This window comes from Agromyces laixinhei (assembly GCF_006337065.1).
In the GTDB taxonomy this organism is placed as follows: Bacteria; Actinomycetota; Actinomycetes; order Actinomycetales; family Microbacteriaceae; genus Agromyces; species Agromyces laixinhei.
On the sequence record NZ_CP040872.1, the window covers coordinates 803,587 to 823,133 of the forward strand.

The window sequence follows — 19,547 nt, forward strand, 5'->3', positions numbered from 1 at the left end:
ATAAAGTTTGGTAAAAGATCTAAGATCTGGATCATGGACAGCATCAGCAATCCGTATACGCCGAACGCCGGTGCTGCTCCAGAGATCGTCGCGGGCAGAGACGGTGAACTCGACGCCTTCCGGGTGCTTCTCAGCAGGCTGTCGCGCGGACGCACCGACCAGTCGATGATCATCACGGGGCTTCGCGGCGTCGGCAAGACGGTGCTGCTCGGGCAGTTCATGGACATCGCGAGTGCCGCCGGCTGGGAGGTCGTCGAGATCGAGGCGGCCAAGCACGACGACGCCCGGTTCCGGCAATCGATGTTCTCGCAACTGAAGGCGGCGCTGCTCCGGCTCTCGCCGCGTGCCCGCTGGAGCGAGCGCAGCAGGCGGGCCGCCGAGGTGCTGAGCGCCTTCGCGGTCTCGGTCGACCGGCACGGCGCGTTCAGCGTGTCGTGGGACGTTCCGCCGGCCGAAGGGCAGGGCAATCACGGCGACCTCGGCATGGACCTCACCGACGTGTTCGTCGCGCTCGGCGAGGCCGCAGCCGAACAGGGCCGCGGCGTCGTGCTCCTCATCGACGAGCTGCAGTTCCTCGGCCGCTCGCAGCTCGAGGCCCTGATCCAGGCGGTGCACAAGACGGTGCAGCGCAGGCTCCCGATCACCTTCGTCGGAGCGGGGCTGCCGCAGATCGCCGAGCTCGCGGGAGACGCGAAGTCGTACGCGGAGCGGTTGTTCACCTTTCCGCGCATCGGCTCGCTCGAGGGCGAGGCGGCGCGCGAGGCCCTCACCGCACCGGCCGCTGCCGAGGGGGTGCGTTTCGACGACGATGCGGTCGACCTCGCGGCCTCGATCACGCGCGGCTATCCGTACTTCATCCAGGAGCTCGGCTCCCAGGTCTGGGGCGTCGCCGCAGGCGACCGCGTCACGCGGGCGGATGTCGCGACCGCACGCGAAGCGTACGAGACGAAGCTCGACGGCTCGTTCTTCCGGGTGCGCCTCGACCGCACCACGCCGCTGCAGACGGCGTACCTTCGCGCGATGGCCGAGCTGGGGTCGGCGCCGCAGAAGGCATCGGATGTCGCGAAGGTGATGGGCCGGGAGTCCACCCAGCTCGGGCCGACGCGAGCCGAGCTCATCGACATGGGCATGCTCTACACGCCCGAGCACGGCTACGCCGCCTTCACGGTTCCCGACTTCGACCGCTTCATGCTGCGCGCCGTGCCCGAGCTGACGGTGCCCGAGGTGCAGAAACGCAAGCCGCGCGAGTCCAAGCCCTGAGGGGCGAGCGCTCCACGAGTCAGGCCGCCGCCCCTCCGAGGTACGCGCCTCGCACCTCTGGCAGCTCGACGAGCTCGTGCGGCGTGCCCTCGAGCACGACCCGGCCGCGCTGCATCACGACGGCCCGGTCGGCGATGCCGAACGAGGCACGCACGTTCTGCTCGACGAGCAGCACCGCCATGCCGCGCCCGCGCAGCTCGGTGAGCACCTTCATGATCTCGGCGACGACCTTGGGCGCGAGCCCGATCGACGGTTCGTCGAGCATGATCGCCTTCGGCGAGGCCATGAGGCCCCTGCCGATCGCCACCATCTGCTGCTCGCCGCCCGAGAGTGTGCCTGCGGCCTGACCGAGTCGTGGCTGCAGCCGAGGGAAGAGCTCGACCACCGCGGCGAGGTCGCCCTTGCCGCCGCGGCTCCAGGCGCCGAGCATGAGGTTGTCGCGCACCGAGAGCGAGGGGAAGCACAGGCGGTTCTCGGGCACATGGGTGAGCCCGAGCCCGGCCATCTTCTCGGTCGCCTTGCCCGTGATGTCGACGCCGTCGATCGCGACGGTGCCGGCGGTCGGCTTGATGAGCCCGTTGAGCGCACGCAGCAACGTCGTCTTGCCGGCGCCGTTCGAGCCGACCACCGTCACGATCTCGCCAGGTGCGACCGAGAGGCTCACCTCGTGCAGGATCGCGAGCTTGCCGTAGCCGGCGTCGAGGCCGACGACTTCGAGGGTCATGAGTGCTCCTCCAGTTTCTTCAGCTCGGCCTCGGCCTCTTCGGCATCGGTGCCGAGGTAGGCGACGATCACCGCCGGGTCGTTGCGCACCGACTCGGGGTCGCCGTGCGCGATGAGCACACCGTCGTCGAGCACCGCGACCGAGTCGGCGAGCGCCATCACCTGGGCGACGTCGTGCTCGACGAGCACGATCGTGAGTCCGGCATCGCGCAGCGCCCGCAGCAACTGAGCGAGCAGTTCGCGCTCGTGGCCCGAGAGGCCGGCCATCGGCTCGTCGAGCAGCAGCAGCGCGGGCTCGGCGGCGAGCGCACGGCACACCTCCATCATGCGCTGGCGGCCGAACGGCAGGTCGCCGGCGGGCAGGCCCGCGACGTCGCCGAGTCGCATCGAGTCGAGGATGTCGTGGGCGATCTCCTCGTGGGCGTACTGCTCGCGCCCCTGGAGGCCGAACATGCCGCGGAGGATTCCGGCCCGGCCCTTGCGGAAGCGGCCCATGTAGACGTTGCCGACGACATCGGTCGACGAGAACACCTGCAGGTTCTGGAAGGTGCGGGTGAGGCCGGCCTCGGCGCCGACGTGCGGCTTGCGCCCCTGGATCTCCTCACCGAGGAAGCGCACCGTGCCCGAGGTCGGGGCGATCGCGCCCGTGATCATGTTGAAGCACGTCGTCTTGCCCGCGCCGTTCGGGCCGATGAGGCCCGTGATCTGGCCGGCGGGCACGGTCAGGGTCACGTCGTCGACGGCGACCACGCCGCCGTAGCGTTTCGTGAGCCCCGACACCTCGAGGATCGGCTCGCCAGCCGCGACCGGCGTCGAGACGGAGGGGATGCGGGCATCGGATGCCGCGGCATCCGTCACCGCGTCGAGACCGCCGCCCGGCGACTCGCCCGGCAGGCCGCCGAACGCGCGCGTCGGCACCTCGCCCGAGCCGCCGTCGGCGGTGCCGTCGGGAACGGGTCGCGCCGCGGCATCCGCTCGCCATCTCGTGATCGCCGCCCACGCTGACTTCACGACCTGGTAGAGACCGCCCGGCAGCAGGATGATCACGAGGATCAGCACGAGGCCATAGCCGATGAGCTGCACCTCGCCCGTGGCCCCCGGGATGATCGCGGGGATGAGGTCGCGGAGGCCCTCGGAGAGGAGCTCGACGATGAAGGCGCCGGCGATCGCGCCCCAGACGGAGCCGAGCCCGCCGATGACGACCATCAGCAGCAGTTCGACCGAGACGTGGAACTCGGCGACCTGCGGCGAGACGATCTGCACCTGGTAGGCGTAGAAGACGCCGCCGAGTCCGGCGAACCCGGCCGAGAGGGTGAACACCTTCACGCGCAGGGCGTAGGTGTTGACGCCGAGCGACTCGGCCGCGAGCTCGGAGTCGTTGACGGCCGAGAGCGCCCGGCCCGCGCGTGAGCGGGTCAGGTTCAGTGCGAGCACGAGGCCGATGAGCACGAACGGCGCGACGAACCAGAAGAACAGTCCGTTGTTGTCGATCGGGATGCCGAAGACCTCGGGCCGGCCGTAGCCGTAGATGCCGGTCGTGCGGCCGGTGAAGTCCCACTCGCGCACGGCGATCATGACGATGAACCCGAGGCCGAGGGTCGCGAGCGCGAGGTAGTGTCCGCGCAGGCGCAGCATCGGCAGGCCGACGAGGAGCGCCGCGAGCATGGCCGCGACGACGCCGCCGACGGCCGCGACCGTGCCCGGCAACTCGAACTTCTGCAGCAGGATCGCGTGCGTGTACGCGCCGATCGCGAAGAACGCCGCCTGCCCGAGGCTCACCTGGCCGGCGAGCCCCATGAGCAGCGAGAGCCCGATCGCGGGCAGCGCGAAGATCATCGAGAAGACGGCGATGTTCATCATCGACGAGCTCGCCGTGAACGGCACGATCGCGATGATCACGGCGAACGCGGCGACGCCGATGATCGTGCCGCGGTTGTTGGGCCAGAAGCCGGTCTTCGACCGCATGGCGGCCTTGTTCAGGTAGGACATCTCAGACCCTCACGGCGTTCGGGCGCAGCACGAGGCCGGCCGGTCGGATGATCAGCACGATGATGAGGATGAAGAACGCGACCGCGTCCTTCCACCCGGATGCCACGTAGCCGGCGACGTACGACTCGATGATGCCGAGCAGCAGCGCGCCGACGATCGCCGCGCGGAACGAGACGAGCCCCCCGAGCACCGCGGCGACGAAGCCCTTGAGGCCGAGCAGCAGGCCGCCCGACCAGATCGAGAGGTAGATCGGCGAGCTGACCACGCCGGCGGCGGCACCCACGAATCCGGCGATCGCGAAGGCGATGATGGAGGCCGCGGCCGGCGAGATGCCGACGATGCGCGCCGCGACCGGCTGCTCGGCGCTCGCGCGCAACGCCTTGCCCCAGCGGGTCTTCTCGTAGAAGAGCAGCACGCCGCCGCCGACCACGACGAGGGCGCCCAGCATCCAGAGCTCCTGCGAGCGGATGCTGACGCCGCCGAGATTCAGGTCGTCGCCCGGGAAGGCCTGGAGGCGCCGCCCCTCCGCGCCCCAGATCAGGAGCATGATCGCCTGCAGCAGGGTCGAGACGCCGAGGGTCAGGATGATCGAGACGAGCGTCGTGAGGTTCTTCACGCGCGAGATGACGAGTCGCTCGATGATCACCGAGGCGAGCGTCACAGAGACGAGCGCGATGAGGATGGCGACGGGCAGCGGCAGGCCGACCGAGACGAGCGAGATGCTGCCGAGGCCGGCCAGCGTCGCGTAGTCGCCCTGGGCGATGTTCACGACGTGGCGCACCGTGTAGGTGGCGATGAGGCCGACGGCGAGCAGGGCGTACACAGATCCCTGTGACAGCCCTGCCACCGTGAGCTGGAGGAAGTCGATCAACGCTCGAACGCTCCGTTATTCGATCAGGTTCCAGCGGCCGTCGCCGGCGAGCGCCATGATGAGCGCTTCGGCGGTGAGCCCCGAGTGGTCCTCCGGGGTCATCGTGAAGATGCCCGAGATGCCGACGAAGTCGGTCGTGCCGAGGATCGCATCGCGCAGTGCCTCGGGCTCGGTGCCGGCCTCTTCGATCGCGGCGACGCCGATCTTCCACGCGTCGTAGGCGTGACCGGCGAAGCTCGAGGGCGACGAGCCGAAGGCCTCGCTGTAGTCGGCGATGAACTGGTCGATGACCTCCTTCTGCGGGTCGTCGGCCGGCAGCTGGTCGGCCACGAGCAAGCGGCCCATCGGCGCGATGACGCCGTCGGCGGCGGGGCCGGCGGCCTCGAAGAACGCGTCGTTCGCGACACCGTGCGACTGGTAGACCGGTTTGCCGACGCCGAGCTGCACATAGGCGGCCTGGGCGAGGCCGGCCGACGGGGTGATGCCCCAGATGATGACGGCGTCGGCGTCGGCCGCGCGGATGTTCGTCATCTGCGCGGTGAAGTCGGTGGCGCTCGGCTCGAACGACTCGGTCGCGGTCAGTTCGATGCCGCGGGTCGAGCCGAGCTCGGTGATGATCTCGCCGATGCCCTCGCCGAAGCCGGTTGCGTCGCGCACGAGCGCGAGCTTCGTGTAGCCCTTCGACTCGGCGTCGTCGAGGATGCGCTCGAGCACGACGAGGTCGTTCTGCGCGGTCTTGAAGACCCACTCCGAGCCGTCGACGATCGCGGCGTTCGCGGCGACCGAGATCGTCGGCATCTGGGCGGCCTCGACGAGCGGCCGCATCGCGAGCGAGGGGCCAGTTCGCGAGGCGCCGATGATGAGGTCGACGTCGTCGTTCTCGATGAGCTGGGTGGTGGCCTTGGCGGCGCCGTCTTCGGTGGACTGGTTGTCTTTGATGATGAGCTCGACCTCGCGGCCGTCGATGCCGCCGTCGGCGTTCAGCTGATCGGCGAGCATGTTGAGCGTGTTCTGCTCGGGCACGCCGAGGTTCGCGCCGACACCCGTGATGTCGAGCACGGCGCCGATCTTGATGGGGCCTTCTTCGGCGCCGCCGTCGTCGCCGGAGTCGCCGCCGAAGTTCGAGGCGCCGCAACCGGTGAGGGCGAGGGCGATGGATGCCGCGATCGCGGCTGGAACGAGCAGACGGCGTTGCGCACGGTTCATGGGACGAACTCTCCTTTGAGCCCAAACGGGTTCTCGACATCGAGGGTATTCATGACCGACCATTCGGTCACTATTTCAACACCCTTGAAGATACGGTGCGCGACGAGGCATCCGCAAGCCGTCGTTACGCAACAGAGACACGGATGCTGCGTGCAGAATGCTGAATCCGGGCTCCCGTCAGGGCCTGAGCATGAGCAATCGGCCATGTGGGCGGTCGGGCCCCGCCGCCCCGTCGATCATCGCGCGCGCACGGCGTATCTGAGATGGGTCGTGTGCGGCGACGGCTCTGCGTCGACCAGGTCGAGTGCCCATCGGGCGGCGTCGATGCCCTCGAACAAGCGGACTCCCGAGCCGAACAGCACGGGCGAGAGCGCAATGTGGAACTCGTTCACCAGGCCGGCGTTGAGGTATTGCACGATCGTCTCTCCGCCGCCCGCGATGCGGACGTCTCGGTTGCCGGCGGCCTCGCGGGCACGGTCGAGGGCGGAGTGGATGCCGTCGTTCACGAAGTGGAAGGTGGTTCCGCCCTGCCGCTCCCACGGGTCGCGCTCCTCGTGAGTCACGACGAAGACCGGTGTGTGGAACGGGGGCTCTTCTGGCCACATCCGTTCGCCCGCGTCGAATATGCGCTTGCCCATCACGCTCGCGCCGGTTCGCTCGAACGTCTCCTGCGCGATGTCGTTGTCGCGCCCCTCCTCGCCGCCCTTCCCGAGCTTCAGGTTCTCTCGGAAGAACCGCTGTCGGAACGCCCACTGCTGCAGTTCCATCCACTGCTGCCCCATCAGCTCCTCGGACGACTCGGGGGCGATGAACCCGTCGAGCGACATCGACACGCTGAAGAACACCGTTCCGGGCATCAGTCCGACGCTCCCTTCGAAACGACCTCCGCGACGTAGGCAGCCAGGTTGGCCAGGGTCTGCCGACCGCCCTCGATCGCGCCGTGCCGCTCGATCGCCTCGTCGCGCAGCTCCGCGGTGGGGAACACCGCGAGCATCTCGACGCGGGTGGACTCCCCGACGGACTCGAACGTGAGGACCGACTCGAACGCGTTCGGGTCGCCGCGGAACTCGCCATGGAGCATCGCGATCCGCTCCGGCGGGACGATCTCGGTCCAGGTGATCCACTCGCGGTAGTCGGTGCCGTCGGGCCCGTGCATGACAGTCGTCGTCATCAGCTACTCCTCTTCCCTCTTCTGCTTGAGTTCCTGCACGTAGGCGTCCAGCCGGTCGAAGTTCTCGCTCCAGAACTGCTCGAATCCGCCGGTCCACTCGTGAACCGCCCGCAGCCCACCGGCGTCGAGGCCGTACACGCGCTGCTTTCCCGCCTTGCGGTCCTGCACCAACCCGACCTCGCGGAGCACCCGCAGGTGCTTGGATGCTCCCGGCTGGGACATCCCCAGCTCCTCAGCGAGCTCCGACACGGGCCGTTCGCCGGCGCGCAGCAGGGTCAGGATGTCTCGGCGCCGAGGCTCCGCGATCGCATTGAAGACATCCGAGGTCGTCGCTGCTCGTGCCATGGTCACAACATATACCCATATGGGTAGGTGTTCAAGCGGCGCAGCTCGAGTTCATCACTCGACCGGGCGATGACCGATCGCGATGAGCGTCGACACGTCGACCGAGGTCACGGCCCGATCCTCGAGCGCGGCCAGGTAGCGCACTCGCACCTCGGCGACCGACGCCTCGTCGAGCTCGTCGAGCTGCGCTCGCAACCCGGTGCCGAGCGCGAGCGCCCATGCGAGCTCCGGCGTGAGGTCGAGGTGCCGCTGCACGGCGTGCGCGCGAACCCCGACGAGCCCGAACTCGGTCAGCCAGTGCGCCAGCGTGCCCGCAGTGTCGATCGACCCGAGGCCCGCAGCACGCGGCATCTCGGTACCTCGCGAAGCCCCCGGCACTGCCTCGGCGAGCACGTCGTACAACGGCTCGAACGCGCCGCGCGCCCAGACCGTGATCGCGACCCGGCCGCCGGGCCTGGCGCGCTCGATCAGGTGGCGTGTGCCGGCGTCGAGATCGTCGAAGTCGATGACGCCGAGCACGCACTGCACGAGGTCGTACCCCGTCGGCTCCCAGCTCGTGACGTCGGCGACGTGCAGCCGCAGCTGCGGCATCCGCTCACCCGCTCGTTCGCGGGCCGCCTCGACAAGCGGCTCGGCGAGGTCGACCGCGTCGACGACGCCGCCGGGGCCGACGAGTTCGGCGGTCGACAGGGCCGACGCCCCGTCACCGCAGCACGCGTCGAGCACCCGTTCGTCGAAGAGCGGATGCGCCCGCCCCAGTGCTGCGGTCGAGATCGGATTCCAGAGCGCGTCGTCGAGGTCGATCGATGCCGCGGCCGTGGATGCTCCGATGAGTTCAGGTTCCCCCGACTTGTCCCCCATCAGTCCATTGTGACCTCCATGACGGCGGATCGGGCGTTTCTGCGCGGATCGGGCGTTTCCGCCCGCCGTCGTGCCGAATCGTGATCGGGGACTCAGGCAATCGAAAGCCGAACAGTGCAGACTGTATGCATTCCACCCCTGATCGAATCGAGTCGTTCTGCCATGAACCGTGTCCTGCGCCGCGCCGCGCCCCTCGCGCTCGCCTCCGCGACAGCCCTGCTCCTCGCCGGTTGTGCGACCACCCCCGACGAGCCCGAGGCGACGACGGACGCCGCGGCGTGCATGGACGTGCCCGCCGGTGAGCTCAGCGACGGAGTGAAGGTCGACGGCGAGTTCGCCGGATCCCCGACCGCCGAGTTCGCCACGCCGCTCGAGGCGGAGAAGCTCGAGCGCACGGTCGCCATCGAGGGCGACGGCGATGAGACCGCGGCCGGCGACCCGATGAACATCGTCGTGACGGCGTTCTCGGGTACGAGCGGCGAGGCCATCTTCTCGCAGCCGACCACGATCAAGGTCGGCGACGAGCAGGTCTTCGAGTCGTTCCGCGCCGGCATCGATTGCGTGCCGGTCGGCTCCCGCACCGTGACGGTCGCGCCCGCCTCGACGCTCTACGGCGACACGGGCAACGAGACCATCGGCGTCGCTGCCGGCGAGACGGTCGTCATCGTCATCGACGTCGTCGAGGTGCAGGAGCCCCTGACGCCGGCCGAGTGGACCGAGAACGTTCCCGAGGTGAAGTTCGGCGCAGACGGCGAGCCGCCCGTCGTGACCCTGCCCGCCACCGACCCGTCGACCGAGCTGCAGATGAAGGTGCTCGAAGAGGGCGACGGCGACGAGGTGCAAGACGGCGACAATGTCACCGTGCAGTACCAGGGCATCAGCTGGACCACGGGCGAGATCTTCGACCAGAGCTACACGCGCGGCGAGCCCGCGACCTTCCCGACCGATGGCGTCATCCAGGGCTTCGGCGCGGCACTCGTCGGCCAGAAGGTCGGCTCCAAGGTCATCGTGACCATTCCGCCGGAGCTCGCATACGGCACGGATGCCGCGGCGCACGAGCTCGGCGGACAGACGCTCGTCTTCCTCGTCGAGATCGAGGGCACCGAGGCCGCGAGCTAGGGTGTGTCTCCAAATGTGTAGGGGTTGATCGGGGAAACTGGGCGTGTGTCGTCTCGTCGTCGTTCTCGTTCTCGCCGGTTGAGTGATGCGCAGTAGGCTGTGATCAGGCCTTTGCTGGCGTGCTGCAAGCCCTTCTCGCCCGCGCTGACGCGGCGGGCCTGATCGACTGGGACGTGAGCGTGGGCGCGACGATCGCGCGGGCGCACGAGCACGCGACGAACACGACCCGCCCCGAGCAAGACACCGGCGGCCGTCATTCCCGAGAAGAGCAACCAGATCGCGGCCCGCAAGCGCAAAGGACGCGACGGCGGAAGGCCGCCCGCATTCGACGCCGACGCGTACAAAGACCGCAACGTCGTCGAGCGCTCCTTCGCCCACGTCAAGCAAGGGCGTGGCATCGCGACCCGCTTCGACAAGCTCGCTGTCACCTACCGCGCCGGCCCAATCAGCCACGATCGAGAGAAGGCCCATTCATGACCTATCAGCGGCGGGAGCGCACAGGGCGGGCACCGAGGTCATCGATGCCCGCCCCGCGAGGTGACTGCTCAGCCGCGCCGTCCGCGCGTTTCCGGCAGTCGGGAGATGAAGATGAGCGCGACGACGATCGCAGCGCAGATCGCCATGTAGTAGCCGGGCGCCGCGTTCACACCGGTGCTCTCGACCAGCCAGGTTCCCACGAACGGTGCCGTTCCACCCATCACCGCATAGGCGACGTTGTAGCTGATCGCCGCGGAGGTGAAGCGCGTCTGGGTCGGGAAGCGCTCGGTGAAGAAGGTCTGCGAGCCGCCCCCGTAGCAGGCGAGGGAGACGAGGAAGATCATCTGACCGACCAGCGCAAGCCAGACGTTTCCACTGGTCACGAGGCCGAATGCCGGAATCGAGGTGACGGCAAGCAGGATCGAACCGGCGATGAGCATCGGCTTGCGGCCGAATCGATCGCCGAGGTGCCCCGCGTAGATGAGCAAGAATGTGTAGACGCCCATCGCGATGGCGTTGGTGAGCAGCGCCTGTTCCTGCGTGAGGTTTCCGGCGACCTGGACGTAGGTGACGAAGTAGGCGGACAGCGTGTAGAACCCGAGCGCTGTCAGGCCGAGGATGAAGAACACCTGGAGCATGCCGACCCAGTTGTCTCGGAACGACTGCTTGATCGGACTGAACTCCTTCGGGCGCTCCTTCGCGGCGTTCTTGAACATCTCACTCTCTTCGGTGCGCATGCGAATCCAGAGACCGATTCCCGCAAGCGGCAGTGCCAGGAGGAACGGAATACGCCAACCCCAGTCGGTGAAGACCTCATCGGAGAGCACCGCGCGAAGCAGCAGGATGAGACCGCTGGCGAACACCGACGGAATGGCAGTCGCGGCGAGTGTGGTGTTGATCCACAGACCCCGTCGCTCGACCGGGGCGTGCTCATAGACGAACGACGGTCCGCCCACTGATTCACCACCCGCCGAGAACCCCTGACCGAGGCGCGCCAGCACGAGCAGGATCGATGCGGTCCAGCCGATCTGGGCGTATCCAGGCAGCAGCCCGATGAGCGCCGTGCAGATGCCCATCAACAGGATGGTGATGGTCAGCACGTTCCGCCGCCCGATCCTGTCGCCGAGCGCGCCGAAGAACAGCCCGCCGACCGGGCGCATGACGAACGCGACACCGAAGGTGGCGAAGATGACGAGGAGCCCCGTGAACCGATCGCCGGCAGGGAAGAAGTAGTCAGCAAGGATGACGGCGGACAGCCCGTACAGGGTGAAGTCGAAGAACTCGGCGAACTGTCCGATACTGACGCCGATCAATACCTTCTTCTTCGACGCCATTGACACTTCTTGCTGAAGCTGTTGCGTTTGACTCATGAAAACTCCATTGTTTTGTCGGTGTGAGGCTGCCAGCAGAGCGCAACGACTCCTCTTGGCGTGGAACGACGAGGCCCGATGTTTGGACCAGGCTCGTCTGGGATGACTAGTTGATAGGCGCCCTCCCGAGGTGGCCGAAACGCATCGATCGCAGTACGGCGGTGTTGTTGACGCCGGCGAAGATGATCCTCTGCACCAGCGGCCCGCAATGGAACAACGTGGCCCAGCCGCGTGACCTCCGCTGGATCCGGTCGACGAGCGGCCGATGATCCGCCTCCCACTCCGAAAGGGCGGAGGCCAACGAGAGATCTCGATGGAGGTAGTCAGCCAAGCTGATCGCATCCATCATTCCGGATGCACCGCCGCTGCCGAGGGCCGGCGCCATGGCGTGCGCAGCGTCACCGATCACGACCACCCGGCCCGCGCTCCAATGCCGAAGGTGAACCTCGACGAATCGGGACGACCGGAGCGTGTCCGGCACTCGGTCGATCGCGCTGCCGAGGATGGGGAAACGCTTGCGCCAGACGGCAGGATCGTGGTCGTCGAGCCCTTCAGCAGCGAGCCGCTCTTCTGTGATGCGACGCCAGGGTAGGCGCTTGAAGTCGGCCGAGAAGAACGCGTAGTACGTCTGACCTCCCCCGACAGGCGCAGAGTACACATGCTTGGTGCCACTCCAGTACTCGGTCCATTCACCGTTGTAGGAGTTCTCGTCTGGGTGCTCGGCGGGGTCGATGACGGTGACTGTTGCGCGAAACGGCAACGGCCGGAGAACCGCCGTGCCAGGGAGAGCCCGGCGGACTTTCGAGCGAACTCCATCCGCACCGACGACGAGGTCCGCCCGAAACGTCCGGCCATCGGTGGTGACAACCGTGCCGTCAAGCGTCACCGAGGCCACCTCGGCGTTCAGGTGGAACTCCACCCCCCGCGCGAGTGCCGACTCGTAGAGGGCCTTCAAGAGCTGGGGCCGCTTGACGAAGAAGATGACCCGGGAGGTCCAGTCGTAGCGTCCGAGCGTCCGTCCCGCTCCATCGCGTCCGACGAACTGCCGAAGCTCAGGCAACCCATCAAGCGCGGTGTCCAGGGCTTTGACTCGGCGCAGCATCGCCTGGGCGTTCGGATCGATCGCGATGCCCGACCCGGCAGTCCTGACGGCATCCGCCTTCTCGAGGACTCGAACTGTGAGTCCCGTGTTCGCAAGCGCGATCGCAGCGGTCAAACCGCTGATACCCGCGCCGACGACCGCTGCCGACTTCATTCCGTCTACCATGAGCGAACGATCCTTACCTGTGCAGCATCCTGCTGACGAATGCGATGTGAGCCGTCTCTTCGACCAACTCGGCAGTACAGAGCGCGTCATCAATATCAACGCCGACGCTGACGAGCCCATGCCCCTGCAATATGACGGCCCGTGCCCCGGAACTCGCGAACAATGCGAGAACGTCCTCGATCTGTTCCGGCGCAACCGCATAGCTCCCCGTGTCGATCACCGGTACCGGCTGCGCGAGCTTCAACGCCGAGTGATACGTGACGTTCGGGATCGCCTCGCCGGTGAGCGACCAGCCGACCGCCCAGGGCGAGTGACAATGCACGATCGCGGTCACGTCGGCGCGAGCCGCGTAGATCGCACCGTGCAGCACGGCTTCCTTCGTGGCGGGGCGGGCTCCGTTGATGAGTTCACCGGAGCAGTCCGCAATCACCACTGAATGCGGATCGGCGCTGCTGAATGATGTGTCGGTGGCCTTCACCGCCATCCGATCAGTTCCTGCGATTCGGACGGAGACGTTTCCACCGTTTCCAGATTGGAGCTTCTGTTCCCAACAGCGCTGCTGTGCTCTGAGCACTTCCGTGCGCTCATGCTCGTACGAGATCGTCATGCGGACACCACCCGATCCAATAGGAGCAGCCGGTTCAGTTCCGATGCGGCGGCACGCGAGAATTCCCGGTCATTCAGGTTGGCCTCGACGGTCGCCACTCGAACTCTCGGCGACAGACCCGTCTGGAACTCTTCGATGATCGCGTCATCGACCACACGGTCATGCAATGGGCCCCCCACGCTCGCGAAGGTTCGCAGACCGCGTGTCGGCAACAGCACGGTCACCGGCCCCTTCGCCCGATTCAAGCGGCCGACGACGATGCGTGTGACGTCGCGCGCTTCCTTCTCGGTAAGCTTGACGTGAGCGAGATTCTCGTTGTGCCAGATGTACTTTCGCTCTTCGGCGTCCGCGAAGAGCTCACCTCGCCACTGACAGATGAAGTCGAGGCCACCAGGGGCCACCACCATCGGGATGCCGGCCTCCGCGGCTGCGATGAGGCGCTGATCGGTTCCGGCACCGAATCCCCCACCGAAGTACTCGTAGACGATTTCGTGCAGCGTGAGATCCAGCACGGCAGACAGCGATCCAGCAGTGATGAGACTCTCGAGCACCTGCCCACCGACGCCGGTCGCGTGAAAGGGGACCACCGAGTACCCGGAGTCCCGGAGTTCATCCATCGCGTGGACGACCCCGTCGTTGGTCGCACCCATCAGGGTGGCACCAACCAGCGAGAGCCCGGCGACCTCGACCGGCCGCCCACCGGCCTTCACCGCACCTGCCACTGCGGCAGCCGAGTTCGCGAGAATTCGCTCACTGATCGGGTTGAGGCCAGCGAGATCGGTGATCGACGGCATCACCATGATGTCGCTCGTGCCGACCACCGAATCGAAGGTGCGAGTGCCACACGCGACGGTGGACACGATGATCTTGGGCACCCCGATGGGCAGCGCTTGCATCGCACTGGCCGCGACGGTGGTGTTCTGCAGGCCACCCAAGCCGAGGGCGCCCTGCAACTGCCCGTTGGCCTGCAGTTCAGCGAGGAGGGTGCTAGCACCGTCCGCCATGGCGGACAAGAGGAACTCCCTCGACTCGTCTTCGATATCGGCCCAGTGATGGCCCGCTGCCTCGACCACCGCCTCTCGGGAGATGTTGGAGGACGAGTTGTGACCCTTCGACGTGCTGGTGTCGATGGTCAACGGTCGGAGCCCATTGGCAGTGAGTTGCTGCGAGACGAAGTCGATCTCCGCTTGCTTCGTGTCGCTGCTCGCGACGACGGCGATCGTGTTCATGGGAGCCCCAGTACCGGGGTTTCGCGAATCCGCTCGAGGAGCGGGAGGTCGTGCGCACCGAGGATATAGCTCGGGTCGGCGACTCTGTCGCGCTGCGCGACGATCGATCGCCACATTCCGATCGCATCCACATATCGCCCCGGCGGCGTGATGTCGTACTTCAGGTCCGGGATCGGCTCGAGATTCTCTGGGCAGAAGATCGAGTCACCCGAGCAGACGAAGTTGCCGGCCGCGGTATCGACCTCGATCGAGATGTGGCCGGGTGAGTGGCCGGGCGTCTCCAGGGCGCGCACGCCCGGTATCAGCTCACGCTCTCCGCTGATCGTGGTGAAGTTCACGCCATGGAAGTGCGGCGTGATCCCGAGGGCTGCGTTCTCGTATGACTTGTAGTACATGGGAATCGGGTCCTGCGCGAATGCAAGCTCGCGCTCGTGCACGTAGATCGTCGCGTTCGCGAATTTCTCCAGGTAGTACGAGTGGTCCCAGTGCAGATGCGTGATGGCGATGACGCCGATGTCCTCACACTGGATGTCGAGCGCAGCGAGCTGTTCGTGGATCGCCATGCCTGCCGGTTGGCGAGAGCCCGGATGGTGATACTTGGAGGCCCGTTCCGTCCAGCTCATCCCCGTATCGACGAGGGCGAGGTGTTCGCCGCCTTCGATCAGGAACGCGAAGTCAGGAATCTCGATCCGGTCGCGTGTCGCCCCCTCGACGTACGGGTGCACGGAGTGGTGGTACAGGTACTCCGCGGGCACGGTGGTGACGAAGCCGGTGTTGAGCGGGCGGATCGTAAGGTTGGTCACTGCATCTCCTGATGTGGTCGAATGCAACTCGTGCTCGCAGAACCCCGTCCTCGGCATTCACGTCACTGTGTCGCTCGCCCGAGCATCTCAGCTCTGATCGATATGGACAATCAGACATTTACTTGCGCAGATATAGGCAAAAGCTATCGGATGGGTCTCGGATCCCCCGTGGTGCGTTCCGCGTCGATGACGAGACTGAGCTCCCGCACGAAGCGGGCTGCAAGCGAATCGAGTGTGTCGAGCGAGTATGCGAAGATCTCTCGAAGGAATGGCGGCTCGATGGAGCGGGTGAGTGGAAGCAGATGCTGTGGCACCATGTTGCGCGGCACAACCGTGGGACCGAGTCCGGCCGCTGCGAGGTTCACCGCGACATCGGTCTGACTTGTATGCGCAGCTCCCGCCACTTGAAGCTTTTCTCTCGCGAAGAGCTCTTGGTGCACCCGATACACCCCGTTGTCGGCAGAGAGGAGCACCCATCGGCGGTCGGCGAGCGCCTGCAACGGCAGCTGAGTCTCCGCAAGGAGGACGTCGTCTCGCGGCAGGAGGATGACGAACTCCTCTGAGCCCAGGAGTTGCGTGTGTGTGAATCGGTCCGTGGGTTCCGGCCCGATCGCGAAATCGAAGTGCCCGTCGCGAATCGACTGCTCAAGCGCCACGGGGTTCCGGAACTCGGTCATGCCGATGTGAATCCCCGGCTGCTTGGCGCGCCAATGCTCCAGCGTGCGCGGCACGAGCCCACTGGCGATGCTGGTGATGGTTGCGAACTTGAGCTCACCGTTTTCCCCGTCAGCAGCGAGCTTCGCCATGCGATATGCGCGGTCGTTGGCAGCAACAGCCGTGCGAGCCTCTTTGAGCAGGACCCTGCCGACCCTCGTCAGGCTCACTCCTCGCGCGTGGCGGTGAAAAAGCGGGGCGTCAAGGGCACGTTCCATCGCCGCCACCTGGGTCGACAGTGACGGCTGCGACACGTGCACGACCTCGGCCGCCTGGCGGAATGACCCGGCCTCGGCGACCGCGATGAAGTACTCGAGTTGACGTTGACCGAATCGTGTCATCCTCATACTGTTCCACGCACATCGACGTCATCACCTGCTTCACGCCGAAGGGACTCGACATGCACAGCGCCCACTCCCCGAAGTCCACCCCTTCTCGGCGAACCCCGACTTCGGCTTCGAGATCCGCACCACCATCGGCCGCGCAGCCTCTGGTGCCGAGGCGCGGGAGGAGGCCGAGGCGACCGGATGATACCGCGATTTCTCCCCAGTTCCCGCTGGGCCGTGGAACGGGCGAAGGCGTGCGCGCCGCCGCGATCTGAACCCGGAGACCCCGGCGAAGGCGACATCCAGGGCAACCGGATCATCGTGGATCCGACAGACCCGAAACGACCAGACCGGCACCAGAGACCAGCCGGCCGCTGAATCCCTCGTTGACCGCTCAGCGCCCCCAGGTCGCAACGGCGATGACGATGCTCACCGCGAGGAAGCACGTCACGAACACGGTGTCGCGCACGCGCCACGGCGAGGAGTGGCGCTCGGTGCGGGTGCGGTGGGCACCGAAGGCGCGTGCGTCCATCGCGAGCGCGACCCGTTCGGCGTGCCGAATGGCCGAGGCGAGCAGCGGCACGATGTAGCCGAGCGCACGACGAACAGCCGCGACCGGTCCGCGGCCGACATCGGTGCCGCGCACGCGATGGGCGGCCCTGATGATCTCGAGCTCGTGGCCGAAGCGAGGCACGAACCGCAGCGCCGCGAGGGCGGTGTAGCCGAGGCGGTAGGGCACGCGCAGGTTCTCGACCATCGAGCGCACGAACTCGGTGCCGGTCGACGTGACGCCGGCGATGAGCGAGAGCAACAGGATCGCGAGGATGCGCAGGGCCGTCGCGAGGCCGACCAGGTAGGCCGCGAGGGTGAACTCCCAGTCGCCGATCGAGATGAGGGTGACGGATGCCGCGGGGTGGTCGGCCACGCTCGACGGGTCGATCCACACGCCGAACGTGACGCCGAGCGCGAGGGCGGCGACGGGGGTTCCGATGAGGAGCGCGGCGATCGCCCGGCCCGACAGCTTCGCGCCGATGAGCAGCACCGCCGCCGCGAACACGATGAACGCGAGCGGCAGGGCGATGCCCCGGCTGAACACGACGATGACCATGACGGCGAGCGGAGCGACGAGCTTCGCGAGCGGATTGAGCGAGTACAGGAATCGGGCGGGTCGCTGCACCCGGTGCTCGGCGAAGGGGTCGACGGCGAGCGATGCCGTGTGCGGCTCGAACTCCACGGCGGCTCTCGCGGGGAGCCCCGAGGTGCTCGCGGGGAGCCCCGAAGCACTCGCGCCGGCCGTGCCGCTCGCGCCGCTCGCGCCGCCCCCGCTCACGAGGCACCCTTCGAGGAGACGGGCAGCTGCGACATCCGTGTCACCGAATGCCAGGCGGCATGCCGTTCGAGGCCGCGGGTGGCCCGTGCGAGCGGCGGGTGGCGAAGGCCAGCCTGCTCGACGAGCGGACCCGCGAGTACGTCGGCGGCCGGGCCGACGCCGAGCAGGCGCCCACCGCTCATGACGGCGATGTGGCTCGCGTAGTCCGCGACGAGCTGCAGGTCGTGTGTGACGACGAGCACCGTGGTGCCCTCGTCGTTGAGGCCCCGCAGCATGTCGAGCAACTCGGAGGCGCGGGCGCGGTCCTGCCCGAACGTCGGTTCGTCGAGTGCGAGCACCGGGGCGCCGGCGATGAGCGCGGTGCCGACGGAGAGCCGGCGTTTCTGCCCGCCCGAGAGCAGGAACGGGTGCTGGTCGCGCAGCCCCTCGAGACCGAAGCGTTCGAGCATCGCCTCGACACGCGGGGCGGCCTCGGCATCGGAGACGCCTTGCAGCCGCAGGCCCTGCGCGAGTTCTTCGGTCACCGAGTGGGCGATGAACTGGTGCTCGGGATTCTGGAAGACGAAGCCGATGCGCCGGGCGCGCTCGCGTGCAGCGCACCGCGCCGGGTCGACGCCGAGCACGTCGACCGTGCCGGCCGGCGCAGGGATCACGCCGGCGAGCGCCTGCAGCAACGAGGTCTTGCCCGCGCCGTTCGTGCCGACGATCGCGAGGAGGTCGCCCGCGGCGACGTCGAGGTCGACGCCCTCGACGACGATCGGCCCGCGCCGCCCGCCGCGCCGCACCGAGACGTCCCGCGCGCGGATGGCGGTCTCGCCGGCGACCGCGAGCGCGCCCGTCGACCCCGTCGGGGGGCCGATCGAGAGGGTGGGCCGCGGCGACAGCGCAGTCGAGCGCACGGGCGATGACTCGCTGAGCGGAGCGGGCAGCGACGGCAGCGCGTCGAGGGCTGCGGCGAGTTCGGCCGGAGACAGGGGGAGCGGGTCGAGCACGACGCCGGCGTCTCGCAGTCGCATCGCCGCGAGGGTCGAGACCGGCAGCCAGACGCCGAGGGCGACGAGTTCGTCGGCGCGTTCGCGCAGGATCTCGCGGGCCGGCCCGTCGAGCACGAGATGCCCGCCCGCATCGAGCACGATCACCCGGTCGACGAGGTCGACGGCCGCGTCGAGGTTGTGCTCGACCAGCACGACGGCGTGGTCGCGCTCGCTCGCGAGCTCTCGCAGCACGGCGTAGACCTCATCGATGCCTGCAGGGTCGAGGTTCGCCGTCGGCTCGTCGAGCACGAGCACGGGCGCGGCCATCGCGAGTGCGCAGGCGATCGCGAGTCGCTGCCGCCCGCCGCCCGAGAGCGTGTCGGGGTTCTCGGCGCGCCGGTCCCAGAGACCGACGAGCTTCAGTGCGCGCTCGGCGCGTTCGAGCACTTCGGATGCCGGGGCGAGCTGATTCTCGGGCGCGAAGCACACTTCGTCGAGCACCGTACCGGTGACGATCTGCGCGTCGGGGTCTTGGAAGACCATCGCGACGTGCTCGCTCATCACCCCGACGGGGTGCTCGCTCGTGTCGAGGCCGGCCACGCGCACCGTGCCCTCGAGGGCAGCGGGCACGGCGTGCGGCACGAGCCCGTCGAGGGCGAGGGTCAAGGTCGACTTGCCGCACCCGCTCGGGCCGAGGATCAGCACGACCTCGCCCCGTGCGACCTCGAACGAGACGCCGACCGGGGTCGCCACGTCAGCGCCCTCGTGACGGATGCTCACGTGGTCGAGTTCGAGAAGTGGTGCTGGGGGCATGGGTCGGCTCGGCGAGGTGAAGGTGATCGGACGACCCGCGACGCGGCATCCGCAGTGCTTAGGACAGCCTAACCTTGCGAGCCGAGTGGGAC

General features: G+C 67.7%; 18 protein-coding genes and 1 pseudogene. 3 read left to right on the top strand and 16 right to left on the bottom strand.

From position 1 onward, the window contains the following. The first annotated feature begins 33 nt into the window (after nucleotides 1–33). Complete coding sequence (locus FHG54_RS03840) at nucleotides 34–1,260, top strand: ATP-binding protein (protein ID WP_139416094.1); 1,227 nt, start codon at nucleotides 34–36, stop codon at nucleotides 1,258–1,260. Between the two features lie 19 nt (nucleotides 1,261–1,279). Here FHG54_RS03840 and FHG54_RS03845 read toward each other — a convergent pair whose 3' ends face one another. From FHG54_RS03845 to FHG54_RS03880, 8 genes are all read right to left on the bottom strand, one after another. After that, the gene (locus tag FHG54_RS03845; protein WP_139416095.1) at nucleotides 1,280–1,984 is read right to left on the bottom strand and encodes an ABC transporter ATP-binding protein; all 705 of its coding nucleotides are present in this window, start codon (nucleotides 1,982–1,984) and stop codon (nucleotides 1,280–1,282) included. After that, complete coding sequence (locus tag FHG54_RS03850; RefSeq protein WP_139416096.1) at nucleotides 1,981–3,972, bottom strand: branched-chain amino acid ABC transporter ATP-binding protein/permease; 1,992 nt, start codon at nucleotides 3,970–3,972, stop codon at nucleotides 1,981–1,983. The genes FHG54_RS03845 and FHG54_RS03850 overlap by 4 nt, the downstream gene beginning before the upstream one ends. A 1-nt stretch (nucleotide 3,973) precedes the next feature. Next, a complete protein-coding gene (locus FHG54_RS03855; RefSeq protein WP_139416097.1) occupies nucleotides 3,974–4,843 on the bottom strand; it encodes a branched-chain amino acid ABC transporter permease in 870 nt (289 codons plus the stop codon). 15 nt (nucleotides 4,844–4,858) lie between these two features. After that, nucleotides 4,859–6,049: an ABC transporter substrate-binding protein gene (locus tag FHG54_RS03860; RefSeq protein ID WP_168197089.1), complete on the bottom strand. Its 1,191-nt coding sequence runs from the start codon at nucleotides 6,047–6,049 to the stop codon at nucleotides 4,859–4,861. Between the two features lie 236 nt (nucleotides 6,050–6,285). Further along, nucleotides 6,286–6,906: a dihydrofolate reductase family protein gene (locus FHG54_RS03865; protein WP_139416099.1), complete on the bottom strand. Its 621-nt coding sequence runs from the start codon at nucleotides 6,904–6,906 to the stop codon at nucleotides 6,286–6,288. Further along, on the bottom strand, nucleotides 6,906–7,220 hold the full coding sequence (locus FHG54_RS03870) for an SRPBCC domain-containing protein (RefSeq protein ID WP_139416100.1): 315 nt from the start codon (nucleotides 7,218–7,220) through the stop codon (nucleotides 6,906–6,908). Before FHG54_RS03870 ends, FHG54_RS03865 begins: the two co-directional genes overlap by 1 nt. Before the next feature lie 3 nt (nucleotides 7,221–7,223). Continuing rightward, on the bottom strand, nucleotides 7,224–7,565 hold the full coding sequence (locus tag FHG54_RS03875) for an ArsR/SmtB family transcription factor (RefSeq protein ID WP_139416101.1): 342 nt from the start codon (nucleotides 7,563–7,565) through the stop codon (nucleotides 7,224–7,226). A 54-nt stretch (nucleotides 7,566–7,619) separates the two neighbouring features. Next, a complete protein-coding gene (locus tag FHG54_RS03880) occupies nucleotides 7,620–8,426 on the bottom strand; it encodes a class I SAM-dependent methyltransferase (protein ID WP_139416102.1) in 807 nt (268 codons plus the stop codon). Between the two features lie 162 nt (nucleotides 8,427–8,588). Between FHG54_RS03880 and FHG54_RS03885 the strand changes: the two genes are divergently transcribed. Both FHG54_RS03885 and FHG54_RS16485 read left to right on the top strand, forming a co-directional pair. Further along, nucleotides 8,589–9,545 carry an FKBP-type peptidyl-prolyl cis-trans isomerase gene (locus FHG54_RS03885; RefSeq protein WP_139416103.1) on the top strand — a complete coding sequence of 319 codons (957 nt, stop codon included), beginning with the start codon at nucleotides 8,589–8,591 and terminating at the stop codon, nucleotides 9,543–9,545. Nucleotides 9,546–9,797: 252 nt separating this feature from the next. Then, a pseudogene (locus FHG54_RS16485) lies at nucleotides 9,798–10,022 on the top strand (hypothetical protein); the annotation flags it as partial. A gap of 68 nt (nucleotides 10,023–10,090) precedes the next feature. On the opposite strand, the gene FHG54_RS03895 reads toward FHG54_RS16485, so the two are convergent. The 8 genes from FHG54_RS03895 to FHG54_RS03930 all read right to left on the bottom strand — a co-directional run bounded on the left by FHG54_RS03895 (nucleotide 10,091) and on the right by FHG54_RS03930 (nucleotide 19,455). Then, nucleotides 10,091–11,356, bottom strand: coding sequence for an MFS transporter (locus tag FHG54_RS03895; protein WP_233437864.1), 1,266 nt, complete (start codon nucleotides 11,354–11,356; stop codon nucleotides 10,091–10,093). Nucleotides 11,357–11,498: 142 nt separating this feature from the next. Beyond that, complete coding sequence (locus FHG54_RS03900; protein WP_168197090.1) at nucleotides 11,499–12,647, bottom strand: FAD-dependent oxidoreductase; 1,149 nt, start codon at nucleotides 12,645–12,647, stop codon at nucleotides 11,499–11,501. A gap of 25 nt (nucleotides 12,648–12,672) precedes the next feature. Continuing rightward, on the bottom strand, nucleotides 12,673–13,266 hold the full coding sequence (locus FHG54_RS03905; RefSeq protein ID WP_139416106.1) for a class II aldolase/adducin family protein: 594 nt from the start codon (nucleotides 13,264–13,266) through the stop codon (nucleotides 12,673–12,675). Continuing rightward, on the bottom strand, nucleotides 13,263–14,495 hold the full coding sequence (locus FHG54_RS03910; RefSeq protein WP_233437933.1) for a Tm-1-like ATP-binding domain-containing protein: 1,233 nt from the start codon (nucleotides 14,493–14,495) through the stop codon (nucleotides 13,263–13,265). The genes FHG54_RS03905 and FHG54_RS03910 overlap by 4 nt, the downstream gene beginning before the upstream one ends. After that, nucleotides 14,492–15,298 carry an N-acyl homoserine lactonase family protein gene (locus tag FHG54_RS03915; RefSeq protein ID WP_139416108.1) on the bottom strand — a complete coding sequence of 269 codons (807 nt, stop codon included), beginning with the start codon at nucleotides 15,296–15,298 and terminating at the stop codon, nucleotides 14,492–14,494. Before FHG54_RS03915 ends, FHG54_RS03910 begins: the two co-directional genes overlap by 4 nt. A 143-nt stretch (nucleotides 15,299–15,441) precedes the next feature. Continuing rightward, the gene (locus tag FHG54_RS03920) at nucleotides 15,442–16,359 is read right to left on the bottom strand and encodes a LysR substrate-binding domain-containing protein (protein ID WP_139416109.1); all 918 of its coding nucleotides are present in this window, start codon (nucleotides 16,357–16,359) and stop codon (nucleotides 15,442–15,444) included. A 373-nt stretch (nucleotides 16,360–16,732) separates the two neighbouring features. After that, on the bottom strand, nucleotides 16,733–17,668 hold the full coding sequence (locus tag FHG54_RS03925; RefSeq protein WP_233437865.1) for an energy-coupling factor transporter transmembrane component T: 936 nt from the start codon (nucleotides 17,666–17,668) through the stop codon (nucleotides 16,733–16,735). Further along, entirely contained in the window at nucleotides 17,665–19,455 is a 1,791-nt protein-coding gene (locus tag FHG54_RS03930) for an ABC transporter ATP-binding protein (RefSeq protein WP_139416110.1), read from the bottom strand. The genes FHG54_RS03925 and FHG54_RS03930 overlap by 4 nt, the downstream gene beginning before the upstream one ends. Nucleotides 19,456–19,547: the final 92 nt, after the last annotated feature.